The sequence below is a fragment of the Paenibacillus sp. NRS-1782 genome (assembly GCF_050467685.1).
GTDB lineage: Bacteria > Bacillota > Bacilli > Paenibacillales > Paenibacillaceae > Paenibacillus > Paenibacillus terrae_A.
In genome coordinates, this window is record NZ_JBITPH010000012.1 from 148,897 (window position 1) to 163,830 (window position 14,934).

Consider the following 14,934-nt stretch of genomic DNA (forward strand, 5'->3'; position numbering starts at 1 on the left):
TGCTTCTATATTTTGAATTGAGGTGATTTGGCTTTCATGAAACGATATGCAGCTGTGGTAAAAAGGAAAACGTTCTGCTTTTATATGTTGATCGGTCTGGTGCTTTTGTTGCTCGCTGGATGCTCGGGAGGGGCGGCGGCCGGACAGAACGATAATGAAGGTGCAAAATCGGTGGCAACGTCTGGCGATAAAGCACAATCACGTATTGTCGCTACAACGGTAGCCATTACGGAAATTACGGATGCGCTGGGCCTGGATTTGGCAGGCAAGCCGACAAGCACGAAAGTACTGCCTGACCGTTACAAGGATGTCCCTGATGTGGGCAATCCGATGAGTCCTGATATGGAAAAGGTGATGTCGTTGAAGCCGACAGACGTACTGTCGGTTACGACACTAAAATATGATCTGGAGCCTAAATTTAAGGACATGAAGATCAATGCCGAATTTTTGAATTTTGAAAGTCTAGCGAATATGCAAAAAGAAATTCAAAAGCTGGGAGATTCGTTCGGCAAAGCCGAAAGGGCCAGGGAGATTAATGGAGCTTTGGACGCCAAGGTAACCGAGATTCAACAAAAGATCAAAGAGAGGAAATCCCCTAAAGTCTTGATCTTGCTGGGGGTGCCGGGAAGCTATCTGGTGGCTACCGAGCATTCCTATATAGGGGATCTGGTTAAAATCGCAGGCGGGACGAATGTAGTCCAAGGTGAGAAGGTTGAATTTATTGCCCACAATACAGAAGCCTTGCAACAGTCCAATCCGGATATTATTTTGCGTGCTGCACACGGGATGCCGGATGAAGTGGTCAAAATGTTCGACGAAGAGTTCAAAACTAACGATATTTGGAAACATTTTAACGCTGTGAAAAACGGACACGTCTATGATCTGCCAGAGCCGCTGTTTGGAACAACAGGAAATTTGGCGGTAAACTCGGCACTGGATGAGCTGGTGAAAATGTTGTATCCTTCGAATTAAAGGAAGTTGATGACATGTCGAAAAAAGGTTGGAGCTTTATCGTTGTAATCGCCTTGCTCATCGGCGTCATTCTCTATTCAGCGATGACAGGCAGTCTCAAGGTGAATTTGAGTCAATTGGTGACCGGATTGTGGACAGGGACGGATGATCAGGTGAATGTGGTCAAGGATTTGAGACTACCGAGAATTATCGTAGCCGTGATGGCGGGAGCCACGCTTGCGGTGGCGGGTGTTTTACTGCAAGCCGTGATGAAAAACCCGCTGGCTGATGCCGGGGTTATCGGTATTTCCTCGGGGGCGGCTTTGGTTTCGCTGATTGCGGTTACGATCTTTCCGGCACTCTATTTCTGGATGCCCTTCTTTTCTTTTATCGGTGGTGCGCTGGCCTGTCTCATGGTTTACGGATTTTCATGGAAATCCGGCTTGCATCCGATTCGTCTGATCTTGATCGGGGTCGCTGTGAATGCGATTTTTTCGGGTCTCGGGCAGTCGTTTAACTATCGGGGCAGTTACGCGGTCACCAGCATTAATCAGGTTACGACCTCAACCTTGTCCATGAAAAAATGGGTCGATGTCGAGGTTATTGTGACCTATGGCGGGATGGGGCTGATTTTAGCCATGCTCGTGTTTTCATGGTGCAATTTTTTGTCTCTGCAAGATAAAACAGCTAAAAACCTCGGATTCAATGTGACGCGTGCGCGTCTTTTGATTTCTGTCATTGCTGTGCTGCTTGCGGCAACGGCTACAGCCATTGCTGGAGTTATTGCCTTTATCGGCCTGCTCGTTCCGCATTGTGCCCGCTACTTGGTGGGTTCGGATCACAAATGGCTGATTCCGTTCTCTGCCTTATGCGGGGGATTGCTGCTGCTGCTCGCGGATACACTAGGCCGGACGGTACTTGCTCCCAATGAAATTCCGGCTTCCATTATTATGGCCGTCATTGGCGGGCCGTTCCTGATATTCCTGATCAGAAAGGCGGATCGCACTTATGGACATTAAGGATATTACCTTTTCATATGACCGGAAAACGGATCGTCTTCACGCCATCAATGCTGTCATTGAGCCGGGACGGATTACAACCATCATTGGTCCCAACGGCTGTGGCAAATCGACGTTGCTTAGCGTCATGTCGAACAATGCGACTCCCCGCTTGGGTCAGGTGATTCTGGACGGTAAAGAGATTGCCCGATACAAGCCCAAGGAACTGGCCCGTCAACTGGCGGTGGTTCATCAGCAGAATGAGGCACCCTCTGACTTGACCGTAGAAAAGCTGGTCAGCTTCGGAAGACTTCCGCATAAGAACATGTTCACAGCAAGACGTGACGAGGACGAGCAGGCGGTCGAATGGGCGCTAGCCTGTACGAATCTGGAGGAACGCAGAACACGCACGCTAGATCAGCTATCCGGGGGAGAAAGGCAGCGTGTATGGATTGCAATGGCCTTGGCACAACGGACACCGATTTTATTTTTGGATGAGCCGACCACCTATCTGGATATGTACTACCAGCTTGAAATTTTGGAACTCATCCGGCAGTTAAATCAGGAACACGGCCTGACGATCGTAATGGTGCTGCATGATATCAATCAGGCTATTCGTTATAGCGACGTTATGATTGCCATGAAGGAAGGACGCATTATAACGAACGGTCCGCCCGCTAAGGTCGTCACATCCGATATGATTCAGGCAGTCTACGGCGTGGAAGTAGTCGTAAGACATGACGCTGAGGCGGGAATGTATCTGATTCCGATAGGGGTTGGGGCTTCCGCAGATTCTTCCATACATTTACAAGCACAGGGAGTGTAGATATTGTCTGCTGAATAGCTCGTCTGTCTCCAGCGGCATCGAAATTGCAAACAAGAAAAAATGGTTCTGGCCCGCGTTTTTGTCAGGAGACAATCGTAGGAATGGAAGCATTTTTTATTTTATTTTTAGAATATCGACGGAGGTTTCAGGGTTGTTCGGTTGACACACGGTTCGAATCCGATCCGTTGTGTGTTATACTATTGCCGTCGGTAATTTTGTGATTAGCACTTTACTAATGATAAGGATGGTATGCTCATATGATCAGTACAAGCGGCGTAACGCTTCGTTATGGTAAACGCCCACTTTTTGAAGACGTAAACATCAAATTTACTCCTGGGAACTGCTACGGCCTGATTGGGGCAAATGGCGCGGGCAAATCTACCTTTTTGAAAATTCTTTCTGGTGAAATCGAAGCCAATTCAGGCGAGGTTCACATGACACCGGGCGAACGGATGGCAGTGCTCAAGCAGAACCATTACGAATACGATGAATTTCCGGTTCTGGAAACCGTTATTATGGGCCATACGCGTCTGTATGAAATCATGAAGGAAAAAGATACACTGTACGCTAAATCTGAATTCACAGAGGCAGACGGCCTGCGTGCCGGCGAGCTTGAAGGTGAATTTGCGGAGCTGAACGGATGGGATGCCGAGCCGGATGCGGCTTCCTTGCTGATCGGTCTTGGGATTACGCGTGATCTGCATGACAAGAACATGTCTGAGCTGAGCGGTAATGACAAGGTACGTGTTCTCCTGGCTCAAGCGTTGTTTGGTCGTCCAAACAACTTGCTGCTCGATGAGCCTACCAACCATTTGGACCTCGAATCCATTCAATGGCTGGAAAATTTCTTGATGGACTATGAAGGCACCGTCATCGTCGTATCCCATGATCGTCACTTCCTGAACAAGGTATGTACGCATATTGCGGATATTGATTTTGGCAAAATCCAGATGTACGTCGGCAACTACGACTTCTGGTATGAGTCCAGTCAGCTTGCGCTTGCCTTATCTCGTGATGCCAACAAGAAAAAGGAAGAGAAAATCAAGGAACTGCAAGCCTTTATTCAACGCTTTTCCGCGAATGCTTCCAAGTCCAAACAGGCTACTTCACGTAAAAAACAACTGGATAAAATTACGCTGGACGATATTCGTCCGTCGAACCGTAAATATCCGTTCCTGAACTTCAAGCCTGAACGCGAAGCGGGCAAACAGCTGTTGACGGTAGACCGTCTCAGCAAATCCATGGAAGGCGAGCAAGTGCTGAATGAGTTCAGTCTGGTTGTGAACAAAGGTGATAAAATCGCGTTTGTCGGCCCGAACAGCTTGCCTAAATCAACGCTCTTCCAGGTATTGATGCACGAAAATGAAGCGGACAGCGGTGAATTCTCTTGGGGGATTACCACTACTCAGGCTTATTTCCCGAAAGACAATTCCACCTATTTTGAAGGTGTGGATATGAATCTCGTGGAATGGCTGCGCCAATATTCCAAGGATCAGGACGAAACGTTCCTGCGTGGGTTCCTGGGACGTATGCTCTTCTCAGGTGAAGAAGCGCTCAAGAAAGCAAGCGTGCTGTCCGGGGGCGAGAAGGTTCGCTGTATGCTGGCCAAGATGATGCTGAATGGTGCCAATGTGCTGCTGCTGGATGAACCGACCAATCACTTGGATCTGGAATCCATTACAGCGCTGAACAATGGTCTGATCGACTTTGACGGTACAATATTATTCACATCGCATGACCATCAGTTCATTCAAACCATTGCGAACCGTATCGTGGAAATTACGCCGAACGGTGTAATCGACCGTACGATGAGCTATGATGAATACTTGGAAAACGATGAAATCACGAAATTGCGTGAAAGTATGTATCCGGTAGAAATCGTCTAAAACCAGCCAACCTTCAGTAAATCGATAAATAAAAAAGAGGAGCTCCTTCAGGCCATTTATGATGGCGGGGGGAGACTCCTCTTTTTCATTTGCGCCATTACCAATGGCTCACACCGTCAGGGCTACAGGGCGAAGATAATTTTGCCTGAGTCCGGTACGGTATAGCCTAATGAGTTGGCTTATGATCCGCCTGTACGACGGCGTTGGTTGTTCGGCTTCTTCGTATTTTGGCTTTTCAGTGTTTTGGCGGAACCGCCTTGAAAGCCGCCCTGCTGTGAAGCGCCGGACTGCTGTTTTTTTTGTGCCAGCTTTTCCCGAATGGCATCTGCGAGATTAACTTTACGTGGTTCATTAGCATCGCTCATGAATAAATTCCTCCTGTTGCCGCCAAATTCATGTCAATCATGCTGGATTGAAGGAAAACGCGGCTGTGTCCCCATTTTATACGTTTTTAAAAGATGGGACAAGGGCAACAATGATAACAAGACGATGGGGCGGACCGGAAGAGGGGATGTCTATTTTTTGTATAAAGGAAAAAAAGTTTCATATACCCCACAGGAATGGGGCTTGGCAATATTTTTTCATGGTTCCTACAGCGATGCGGAGCGGAAAGACTGTTTCTCTAGACCCACACAAACATGGTCTGTTATCCTGAAAATAACCGTTACTCAACGGCAAATGGTTATTTTCAGGGCAGCTACGCTGCTATTTTTATTTTTGGGTTGGACGCAGCAAGGAATGGTATAAAAGCTTATCCTGACTTTATGGCTTTCCCGTGATTATTAGGGTGAGAACGTTCTGTCGGGAACTCTATTTTTGAAGGAGTGTCCCCCGTTGTGGTGAATGTGTATGATGAAATACGAAAAGGTGAACGTGGGGCATGGGTGAGCATTATCGCCTACCTTTTTCTATCCGCCTTTAAGCTGATTAGTGGATATATATTTGCTTCCAGTGCGTTGCTGGCCGATGGATTTAACAATGTCACGGATATTGTGGTGTCCGTTGCCGTACTGATCGGTCTGCGAATATCTCAAAAACCGCCGGACTCCGACCACGCCTATGGACATTTTCGGGCAGAAACAATAGCGGCATTGCTGGCATCCTTTATTATGGCTGTTGTCGGTCTTCAGGTGCTTATTGACGGGATCGGAAGTATTTTCAGAGGCGGCAAGCAGACGCCTGATGTTACTTCCGCAGGAGTAGCGGTAATATGTGCGGTCATTATGCTGGGAGTATATATGTACAACAACAGACTGGCGCGGAAAATTAACAACAAGGCGTTACTGGCGGCTGCCAAGGATAACCTATCAGATGCGCTCGTCAGTATCGGTGCAGCGGTTGGTATTATCGGGGCACAGTTTGGATTGCCATGGCTGGATACGGTTGCGGCGATAGCAGTAGGATTTATGATCTGTAAAACGGCGTGGGATATTTTCAAGGACTCTACACACAGCCTGACGGATGGTTTTGATGAGCAGGAGCTGTCAGAGTTACGCAGTACGATTGCTCATATACCCGGTGTGGAGGGGATTCGTGATGTCAAGGCGCGGATACACGGCAATCATGCTTTGGTGGATGTCGTCATAGAGGTGAACCCGCAACTCAGCCTGATTGAAGGACATCGGATCAGCGACCGGATTGAGGAACGGCTGCAAGAGGTTCATAATACGATGCATGTTCATGTCCATGTGGAACCCAAATTATAGATTATTTATTTAATAATTAGTGTTGAAAATGACTTTAGACCTATATGTAAAAGGTGTATGCGCTACCTTTTGTGACGTTTGGATTATATCTCTCTTCCTGTTGCTTTTACTATAATGAAAGCATGTCCGGCTATATTCGTCGGAATTGGACTTGCTCTTCAAATTCGTAAAAACAGCCAGGAGGTGCAACATTGAGAAGACGCGTGATGGGAATGCTCATGACGTCAGCCGCGCTGTTGGCAGCCATTCATGTGGCGCCGAGTCAGGTTGGTGCAGCGGCATCGCCAGCATCTACGGGACAGAAGGCGGTTATTCAGACGGCTGTAAAGCTTAGATCCGGGCCTTCGACTACGGGGGATGTAGTCAGCTTTATGAAGCAGGGAGAGGCCGTAACGGTATTGGAGAAAACAAACAGCTATTGGTATAAGATCAAGACGTCTGATGGGGTAACTGGGTACACAAGCAGCTCCGACAAGTACATAAAAGTAGGCGCTACCAGCGTCGCTGCTGCTGTCACCGAGCCTGCCGTCCGTAAACCGGAAGCCAAAGAAGTGCTTAAAACTAACAGTTCAGCCAAAGAGGCTCCAGCCTCAGTGAATAGTTCTGCCGGTCAAACGAAAGCTACGATTCAAACGTCCGTTCGTTTGCGGGCGGAGGCATCCACTTCATCCGAGATTTTGGGCTATTTGAATGCAGGAGATATCGTGACGATTACCGATCCAAGCAACGCCTATTGGTTCAAGATTACCAATGCTGATGGCACGGTGGGTTATGTCAGCTCGTCCCCACAGTATATTCGTATTGGTGAGGGCGTTGTTGTACAGCAGCCAGTGGCTGCTCCGGTGACGTCTGCTCCTGACACCACCGTGATTCCTGCTGTAGCAACACCTGCGGAAGCCATAAACTTGTCTTCTGGTGACGCAGTGGCTGCCATTGAACAGGTTATTAACACAGGGATGACTTATCTTGGTACTCCGTATGAATATGGTTCCGATCGTAGCAGTACGGCTACTTTTGATTGCTCGGCATTTACCCGTCAAATTTTCCGTCAGGCTGCAGGTATTCAGCTTCCGGCGGATTCTCGTTCACAGGGCGAGTGGATCAAGCAAAATAGTCAGCCAAACACAGACATGACCACGCTGAAACGTGGAGATATGCTTTTCTTTACCAATTACAATGCGTCTTCCGGGGCATATACGTCCTTGGACAACTCCTCCCAAACGATTACACACGTAGCTGTATATCTTGGAGACAACAAGCTTCTTCATACGTTTTCTGTAGCGGGTGGCGGTGTGAAGGTTACGGATTTCAGCAAGGCTTGGCAGGATCGTTTCCTGTTCGGGGGAAGCGTAATCCAATAAAAGCATCATTAACCTTAAAAAAATTCCGCATTAAAAATAGGATGTTCCACAACCCTGTGATCGGGGCGGGAACATCCTATTTTTAAAGCTACAAAAATAATATATCTTCACTACACGTATCTCAAACTTCTTCTATTACACCTATGACGCTCGTTTTCTTCCGGTAAATAGTGAAATGACGAACAACACCAGAAATAACACAAATAATATTTTGGCGATTGTAGCAGCTATGGATACAACGATACCAAAAAAACCTAAAATCCCGGCGATCACGGCAAAAACCAAAAATAAAGCGGACCATTTCAGCATGTTCTGCATCCTCCTTGAATTGTATATAATGTGGCATACTCACGCCCGATAGAGCGTGGCTGTGAATGACGGCTGAATCATTTGAATCCTTCGTGGCTCTGCCATCGTTATATGTTGCTTTAAACCGTGTCTGAATCCGTGAAACATAGCGTCAGGAGTGGGGGAAAGCAAGATGCAACGTTGTTTCGTGTCTGAACGTAAGGGGTAACTATGCTGTAATCATAAACATCATCGTGAAAAATGAAAGAGGGGTTAGGCCATGTTAACACAGGTCAGTATTTTTATTATCGCTATCGCATTTGCAGTTCTCGTTATTTTCCTCATTAGAACACTTAAAGCAGCACAAGGCTCTCTGGAAAAGGTAACTCAGACTCTCCAGGATGTACAAAAAACGGTAGATGAACTGAGCTATGAAGTAAAGCAAACAGTTCGACATGCCAATGATATTACCGCAGATGTTGATCATAAATTGAAGCAGGTGGAGCCTGTGATGGAATCGGTTAAAAACCTGGGCGAGGTGCTTAACGAAGTCACTTTGGCTGCGAAGCAGGCTTCAGCGGCATTAATCACCCGGTTTCAGAAGCCGCATCATACAGTGGATAAAAAGACCGATACGGAAACCGCGATGAAGTCAGCTGCGTCGAACAGGCCGCTAACTTCAACGGAACGGACGGTTCATAGCTACAATGCGACCTACGAGGAGCCAGCAGCAAAGCCGGCCAAAAACTGGTTGGGTTATGTTGATATCGCTGCCGGGGTGTGGCAGAAAATGCGTCAGTAGCATAGTGGCTGAACCGTAAACTATAGGAAATTCATTGAAAGGGTGAGATTTATGATGAAGATATTATGGCTAGCTGCTGGTTTGCTCACTCCCTTTTCCGGACAGGATACGGTTCAGCAAGCCGTTTCCCCGCATACGGCGGGGCATGTAGTAAGGGCTGTGCAGACGATTCCCGCCAAAAATGCTGTACCGGCTGATTTTCATACGTTAAACGGTATATCTTTGGACGATACGCGTGCGGATGTATTGAAAAAAAGGGGCACGCCCCTCCGAGTGAAGGAGGATACGCTGCTGCTTTCTACGGAATATCAATATCCTGATGTCGTGGTAGGTATGCGAGGTGATATGGTTTCTTATGTGCATGTAGATCCCGCTGCTGGACGGATCAAGGTCAATGACCAGTGGCTGCCGTTAAAACCGCAAACGCTGGATAAGGCGCTGGGTGGCTCGCAATTTACGGCAGAGGACGGCGAGGTATACGTTCGTGGACAGCGTGCAATCAAAGTTTTTATGGATGAGGCGTCCGATAAGCCTAAATATGTAGAGTTTTTTGACGAAGCCGAGTGGTAATGTCTCTAATTTTAAGAGCATGACATAACATGGAAGTTTCAAACAAATGTACAGCGTGTAATAGTCAGAGAAGTCAATCCTAATAAGGAGCGTGAGAAACATGAATCAGATCCATCATAAATCTTATGCCAAAGTGGTAGAGAACGGTGTACAAGCCATCGAAGCGGTGAATGAATTGCGCAACACGGGCTATCGTTATGAGGATGTGTTCGTGCTCGCTCATGATCAGGACCGGACGGATCGTATTGCAGATACGGTGGATGCCAAGGAAATCGGGATGAAGGAAGAGGGCGTTTTTGATTCATTAGCCAATCTGTTCCGTTCCCGTGGCGACGAGCTTCGCGCTAAAATTACTTTCTTGGGATTTACAGATACGGAAGCTGATTTTTACGAAAAAGAACTGGATCAGGGCAAAGTTCTGGTCATTGCCAAAAAAGCTTGATAACGCCGGTTGAACAGGAAAATAGACTGGCATTAGAGCTAAAAAATAGGATGCTGACCGCCGCACAAGTGCTTTGCGGTTCCTCCAAAAACATAGATAAGGAATGGGGCGAGGGCCTCATTCCTTATCTATGTTTTTGGAATGCCTTCTTATGGAAAGCTAATTCATGTCCATAAGGCGTTGCCGCTTAAACAGGTATAGTATAATACATGGGTTACAGATAAGGAGAGAGAAATGAGAATCTTAATTGTTGACGATAATCCGACCAATGTCATTATTATTCGTGAAATATTAAAGAAAGAAAATTATAGGGACGTCATCTCTGCCAGCTCAGCCGCAGAAATGTTGGAGCATCTGGGGATTGGCGACCGTTCCATCAGTCTGCGACCTCAACCTTCCGATATTGATTTGGTTCTGCTGGATATGATGATGCCTGAAATGGATGGTATCGAAGCATGCAGCATCGTGCAGGAATACGAGCATCTGAAAGATATACCTATCATCATGGTAACTGCTGTAGGCGATTCCAAGAAACTGGCAGAGGCACTGGATGTAGGGGCCGTCGATTACGTCACCAAGCCTATTAATAAGGTAGAGTTAATGGCCAGAATACGGCTTGCCTTGCGTCTCAAACAGGAAAAGGACTGGCATAAAGACCGGGACCAGAGGATTCAGGACGAGCTGAAGCTGGCCGCGATGGTACAGCAGGCTGTGCTTAGTCCTGCCATTCAAGATCCGGTGCTGCAAGTCAATGCACTGTATCAGCCTTCCTTTGAACTGGCGGGAGACTTGTATTCCTGGTATCCGCTCGGGGAAGGTAGATATGCGATCATTTTGCTGGATATGATGGGTCATGGCATCTCTTCTTCACTGTTCTGCATGTTCATTGCATCTGTACTCAAGGATACCGTGACCACCTACGTAGAGCCGGAAAAGGTGATTCAGGAGCTGAATCGTCGCTTTAATCAACTGGATTTGGGCAAGCAGCTCGTGCAGTATTATTTTACGGCGATTTATATGGTCATTGATACCCGTTCTCGGCGGATTGATTATGTGAATGCGGGGCATCCGCCTGGGCTGCTGTTTAGTCAGGACGGGAGCATCACCAAATTTGACCGTGCGTGCAGTCCGGTAGGCTTGTTTAATAAAATTGATGCGGAAATGCACACGGTCCATTATGAAGGAACGGGGCATATCGCTTTGTATACCGATGGCTTGCTGGAGGCTGTAGAGGGCGAATATGAGGAACAATTGGAGTATTTGACTGCGTGTCTGCGCAAGCATGAGGAATGGAATGAAGAAGCGATGCTGGATGCTTTTTTTCGTAAAGAAGCACCGCAGGATCGCGATGATGATAAGTGCCTGATCTGGATTTCATTGAAAGAGGGAGAGAGCTTGCATGAAAATCAGAAATAAACTGCTGATCGGCTTCGGGTCGCTTATGACGATCCTCCTTGTGCTGACACTAATCAGCTATGATCGAATGGGGAGTCTGAATGAGCAGCTGAATCAGGTTTACCAGGAACGCTATATGAAGGTCCGAAAAACAACGGCCATTCGCGGACAGGTGAACGATATGGCGAAGGTTATGGCTAATCTGATCCTGAATCCGGGGTCCTCTGTCAGTGAGGCCAAGCGAGAACTTGATGGTACTACTGCTTCAGGAACTAAGGTGCTGGAGGAATTGGAAGCTGGTTCCAATACCAGTGAGGAGCAGCAGCAAGTGGATCGGGTAGCGGCTGCCTGGAAAGACTTTTTGAGCTATGAACAAAGACTGATTTCCTTGTTGGAGCAAGACCGTATTGAGGAAGCGAACGCTTTCCGTAATAGTACGGGGTTACCTGCTCAACAGGAGGCGCTGGACAGTGTTTCAACACTTTCTGTTTTTCAGGATCGGGAAATAGATCATGATATGGAGCAAGCCAATCAGGCTTATCAGGAATCCGTACAGATTACTACAATTCTGATGGTCGCCGGGCTGCTTATGGGGTTATTGGTTATCTTGTGGGTGCTTCCAAGTATTGCGAAAGGTCTAAACATCGTTAACCTCATGATCAATGGCTTTGGCAAAGGAAAATACAGGGCGATCAGCCGAATGAACGTAGCTTCCAAGGACGAGATTGGGGAGGTTGCCCGTGTATTTCAGCAAATGGCTGGAGACCTGGAGGAAAAGCGTAAGTTCGAGCACTCCGTCCTTCAGACGCAGAAGGATCAAGCCTGGCTCAATGCCAACACGGCACGGGTGACAGAACTGTTCCGAGGCGTGAATTCACTGGAGCAGGTCGCACAGATGTTTATCAGTGAGTTTACGCCTATTTTGGGAGGCAGCTACGGAGCGATTTATTTGCAAGGCAAGCAAGTGGAAGATGATCAATTTAAGCTGTACGGCTCCTACGCGAAGGAGGCTACTGAAGATTCGATCAAGGACGTTATCCATGTTGGCGAAGGCTTGCTTGGACAAAGTGTTCTGGATCGCAAACCGATCCTGATTACGGAGACTCCTGACGGATATTTGTCCATCGGCTCCGCATTAGGGGCAAGTAAGCCGGTGGGGATTATGATTTTCCCTGTATTATTCGAGGATGAATGCATCGGTGCTGTGGAAATAGCGTCGCTGGATCGCTTTAGTGATCTGGAAACGAAGCTGCTTGCTCAATTAGTCGAGAGCTTGGGGATTATTTTGAACAACATCAAGGGACGGATGCGGGTAGAGCAGCTGCTGCGCGAATCGCAGGCGTTGACTGAGGAATTGCAGTGCCAGTCCGAAGAGCTTCAAACCCAGCAAGAGGAGCTCAAGCGTTCCAACGAAAATTTGGAGGAGCAGACGGAGGAGCTTAAACATTCGGAAGAGCTGCTACAGCGTCAGCAGGAGGAACTGGAGCATTTTAACACCGAGCTGATTGCCAAAACGAGAGCGCTGGAAGAGCAGGTTCGGGAAGTGGAGGAAAAGAACGACGAGATCGAACGTGCGCGTGCCCAGTTGGAGCAGCAGGCAATGCAGTTGGGCATCACGAGCAAATACAAATCCGAGTTTTTGGCGAACATGTCGCATGAACTGCGTACTCCGCTGAATAGCTTGCTCATTCTTTCTCAGCTCCTGTCCGAGAACAAGGACGGCAATCTCAAGCCCAAGCAGGTAGAATATGCACAGACCATTTATAGGTCAGGCGCAGATTTGCTGAAAATGATTGATGAAATTCTGGATCTATCCAAAGTGGACGCCGGGAAAATGGATATTAACCATGAGGCCGTCAACCTGAAAGAGCTGGAGATGTTTGTGGAACAAAATTTTGCTCCGGTCGCAGCCAAGCGTGAGCTTCAGCTCCATACCGAGATAGAAGAAAGCTTGCCGGAAGCCATAATAAGTGACGGGTATCGTCTCAAACAAATTTTACGGAATTTATTGTCCAACGCATTCAAGTTTACGGCAGAGGGATCTGTTCGTTTTAGTGTATCAAGGGCAACCGGTGACCAGCTTCCCGGGTTTCCAAATCCGCATAAATCCTATCTGGCCTTGTCTGTACGTGATACGGGCATCGGCATTGCTTCGGATAAAACGGATCTGATTTTCGAGGCATTCCAACAGGTAGATGGAACAACCAGCCGTAAATACGGCGGAACTGGACTTGGCTTGTCAATCAGCCGCGAGCTTTCTAGATTGCTGGGCGGTGTTATTACAGTAGAATCTGAGCAGGGGCAGGGCAGTTGCTTCACGCTGTATCTGCCAGAACAAACGCAAACAGCAGAGGGAGCAGAGATGCAATCGGGCACGGCACTGGATATGGGTGGCGTCGCAGCATCCGCAGAATCGGATTCTCCTATGCTTGTTCCCGCTGAGCAGTTGCCTATGTATCAGATGCCTTCGAAGGAAAAATCGGAGGACATCGTGCACCCGGGCGACGACCGGAACGATATTGCCTCAATGGATAAGGTCTTACTGATCATAGAGGATGACGTTAAATTCGCTAAAATCCTGTACGATATGGCTCGTAGCCGTGACTTTAAGGCACTTATTGCTCTCCAGGGAGACGAGGGGCTGGACATGGCCAGATCCTATTTGCCCGAAGCCATTATTCTGGATATTCAATTGCCTGTTATGGATGGTTGGTCCATTTTGGGTGAGCTGAAAGGAAATGCATCTACGCGGCATATTCCGGTACATGTTATTTCGGTTATCGACGATGTGAAGCAAGGCTTGATGATGGGCGCAATTGCCTATCTCAAAAAGCCATCTTCAAAGGAAAGTTTGGATAAGGCATTTTCACATATTAAATCATATACAGATAAAATGGTGAAACGTCTTCTCGTGGTTGAGGACGATGATAATCAGCGTAAATCCATTATTGAACTGATTGACCATGACGATGTTGCCATTACGGCGGTTTCGACCGGGCAGGAAGCGCTGAACGAGCTGGGAATGCAGCGGTATGACTGTATGGTGCTGGACCTCATGCTGAACGATATGACAGGCTTTGAACTGCTGGGCCGCATTCGGGACAATGAGCAGCTGGCCGATCTGCCGATTATTATTTATACGGGTAAAGATCTGGACAGCAAAGAAGAAACGCAACTGCGTAAATTTGCGGAGTCCATTATTATTAAGGATGTCAAATCGCCGGAACGGCTTTTGGATGAAACGACCCTGTTCCTGCATCGTGTCGAGGCGAATCTCCCTGAGGACAAACGTAAAATTTTGCAGAAGCTATATAACAAAGAAGAATTGTTTGAGGGTAAAAAGATATTGTTGGTGGATGATGATATCCGGAACGTATTCGCCCTGTCCAGCGTGCTGGAAAGCTACCGCATGGAGGTTACCTTTGCGGAAAATGGTAGAGAAGCGCTGGAAATGCTGGAACAGACACCTGATTTTGATCTGGTGCTGATGGATATGATGATGCCTGAAATGGACGGATATGAAGCCATGCGGCGAATCCGGCTGATGCCGCAATTCGAGAAGCTGCCTATTATTGCCCTCACAGCCAAGGCTATGAAGGATGATCGTTCCAAGTGTATTGAGGCAGGCGCTTCCGATTATGTGAAGAAGCCGATTCAAACCGAACAGCTTTTGTCATTAATGCGGGTATGGCTGTATTCGTAGCCCGAA

General features: G+C 47.6%; 13 protein-coding genes. 11 read left to right on the top strand and 2 right to left on the bottom strand.

Annotated elements, in window-relative coordinates:
* Positions 1-36 precede the first annotated feature (36 nt).
* The 4 genes from isdE to ACIFQM_RS04705 all read left to right on the top strand — a co-directional run bounded on the left by isdE (position 37) and on the right by ACIFQM_RS04705 (position 4,661).
* Positions 37-972: a heme ABC transporter substrate-binding protein IsdE gene (gene isdE, locus ACIFQM_RS04690; protein WP_430036764.1), complete on the top strand. Its 936-nt coding sequence runs from the start codon at positions 37-39 to the stop codon at positions 970-972.
* A gap of 14 nt (positions 973-986) precedes the next feature.
* Positions 987-1,970 carry a FecCD family ABC transporter permease gene (locus tag ACIFQM_RS04695; RefSeq protein ID WP_430036762.1) on the top strand — a complete coding sequence of 328 codons (984 nt, stop codon included), beginning with the start codon at positions 987-989 and terminating at the stop codon, positions 1,968-1,970.
* The gene (locus tag ACIFQM_RS04700) at positions 1,960-2,775 is read left to right on the top strand and encodes an ABC transporter ATP-binding protein (protein ID WP_430036759.1); all 816 of its coding nucleotides are present in this window, start codon (positions 1,960-1,962) and stop codon (positions 2,773-2,775) included. The genes ACIFQM_RS04695 and ACIFQM_RS04700 overlap by 11 nt, the downstream gene beginning before the upstream one ends.
* 257 nt (positions 2,776-3,032) lie before the next feature.
* Positions 3,033-4,661: an ABC-F family ATP-binding cassette domain-containing protein gene (locus tag ACIFQM_RS04705; RefSeq protein ID WP_430036757.1), complete on the top strand. Its 1,629-nt coding sequence runs from the start codon at positions 3,033-3,035 to the stop codon at positions 4,659-4,661.
* Between the two features lie 179 nt (positions 4,662-4,840).
* Here ACIFQM_RS04705 and ACIFQM_RS04710 read toward each other — a convergent pair whose 3' ends face one another.
* A complete protein-coding gene (locus ACIFQM_RS04710) occupies positions 4,841-5,026 on the bottom strand; it encodes a hypothetical protein (RefSeq protein ID WP_013311941.1) in 186 nt (61 codons plus the stop codon).
* Positions 5,027-5,497: 471 nt separating this feature from the next.
* Between ACIFQM_RS04710 and ACIFQM_RS04715 the strand changes: the two genes are divergently transcribed.
* Together ACIFQM_RS04715 and ACIFQM_RS04720 are read left to right on the top strand one after the other, a co-directional pair.
* Positions 5,498-6,367 (top strand): cation diffusion facilitator family transporter, encoded by an 870-nt coding sequence (locus tag ACIFQM_RS04715; protein ID WP_430036755.1) that lies wholly within the window; start codon positions 5,498-5,500, stop codon positions 6,365-6,367.
* 191 nt (positions 6,368-6,558) lie between these two features.
* A complete protein-coding gene (locus ACIFQM_RS04720; protein WP_430036753.1) occupies positions 6,559-7,728 on the top strand; it encodes an SH3 domain-containing protein in 1,170 nt (389 codons plus the stop codon).
* 141 nt (positions 7,729-7,869) lie between these two features.
* Here ACIFQM_RS04720 and ACIFQM_RS04725 read toward each other — a convergent pair whose 3' ends face one another.
* Entirely contained in the window at positions 7,870-8,037 is a 168-nt protein-coding gene (locus tag ACIFQM_RS04725) for a DUF1328 domain-containing protein (protein ID WP_430036751.1), read from the bottom strand.
* A gap of 259 nt (positions 8,038-8,296) precedes the next feature.
* Between ACIFQM_RS04725 and ACIFQM_RS04730 the strand changes: the two genes are divergently transcribed.
* From ACIFQM_RS04730 to ACIFQM_RS04750, 5 genes are all read left to right on the top strand, one after another.
* Positions 8,297-8,818, top strand: coding sequence for a DUF948 domain-containing protein (locus ACIFQM_RS04730; RefSeq protein ID WP_430036748.1), 522 nt, complete (start codon positions 8,297-8,299; stop codon positions 8,816-8,818).
* Positions 8,819-8,869: 51 nt separating this feature from the next.
* A complete protein-coding gene (locus ACIFQM_RS04735) occupies positions 8,870-9,388 on the top strand; it encodes a hypothetical protein (protein ID WP_430036746.1) in 519 nt (172 codons plus the stop codon).
* 100 nt (positions 9,389-9,488) lie between these two features.
* The gene (locus tag ACIFQM_RS04740; protein WP_430036744.1) at positions 9,489-9,830 is read left to right on the top strand and encodes a general stress protein; all 342 of its coding nucleotides are present in this window, start codon (positions 9,489-9,491) and stop codon (positions 9,828-9,830) included.
* 234 nt (positions 9,831-10,064) lie between these two features.
* Positions 10,065-11,246, top strand: a complete 1,182-nt coding sequence (locus tag ACIFQM_RS04745; protein WP_430036742.1) for a PP2C family protein-serine/threonine phosphatase — start codon at positions 10,065-10,067, stop codon at positions 11,244-11,246.
* Entirely contained in the window at positions 11,230-14,928 is a 3,699-nt protein-coding gene (locus ACIFQM_RS04750) for a response regulator (RefSeq protein ID WP_430065072.1), read from the top strand. Before ACIFQM_RS04745 ends, ACIFQM_RS04750 begins: the two co-directional genes overlap by 17 nt.
* The last annotated feature ends 6 nt before the right edge of the window (positions 14,929-14,934 follow it).

What these genes read in the sequence shown, in the direction of transcription:
- ACIFQM_RS04735 (WP_430036746.1), top strand. Translation starts at nt 8,870, where the DNA reads ATGATGAAGATATTATGGCTAGCTGCTGGTTTGCTCACTCCCTTTTCC.
- ACIFQM_RS04730 (WP_430036748.1), top strand. Translation starts at nt 8,297, where the DNA reads ATGTTAACACAGGTCAGTATTTTTATTATCGCTATCGCATTTGCAGTT.
- ACIFQM_RS04750 (WP_430065072.1), top strand. Translation starts at nt 11,230, where the DNA reads ATGAAAATCAGAAATAAACTGCTGATCGGCTTCGGGTCGCTTATGACG.
- ACIFQM_RS04745 (WP_430036742.1), top strand. Translation starts at nt 10,065, where the DNA reads ATGAGAATCTTAATTGTTGACGATAATCCGACCAATGTCATTATTATT.
- ACIFQM_RS04695 (WP_430036762.1), top strand. Translation starts at nt 987, where the DNA reads ATGTCGAAAAAAGGTTGGAGCTTTATCGTTGTAATCGCCTTGCTCATC.
- ACIFQM_RS04740 (WP_430036744.1), top strand. Translation starts at nt 9,489, where the DNA reads ATGAATCAGATCCATCATAAATCTTATGCCAAAGTGGTAGAGAACGGT.
- ACIFQM_RS04710 (WP_013311941.1), bottom strand. Translation starts at nt 5,026, where the DNA reads ATGAGCGATGCTAATGAACCACGTAAAGTTAATCTCGCAGATGCCATT.
- ACIFQM_RS04700 (WP_430036759.1), top strand. Translation starts at nt 1,960, where the DNA reads ATGGACATTAAGGATATTACCTTTTCATATGACCGGAAAACGGATCGT.
- ACIFQM_RS04725 (WP_430036751.1), bottom strand. Translation starts at nt 8,037, where the DNA reads ATGCTGAAATGGTCCGCTTTATTTTTGGTTTTTGCCGTGATCGCCGGG.
- ACIFQM_RS04705 (WP_430036757.1), top strand. Translation starts at nt 3,033, where the DNA reads ATGATCAGTACAAGCGGCGTAACGCTTCGTTATGGTAAACGCCCACTT.
- isdE (WP_430036764.1), top strand. Translation starts at nt 37, where the DNA reads ATGAAACGATATGCAGCTGTGGTAAAAAGGAAAACGTTCTGCTTTTAT.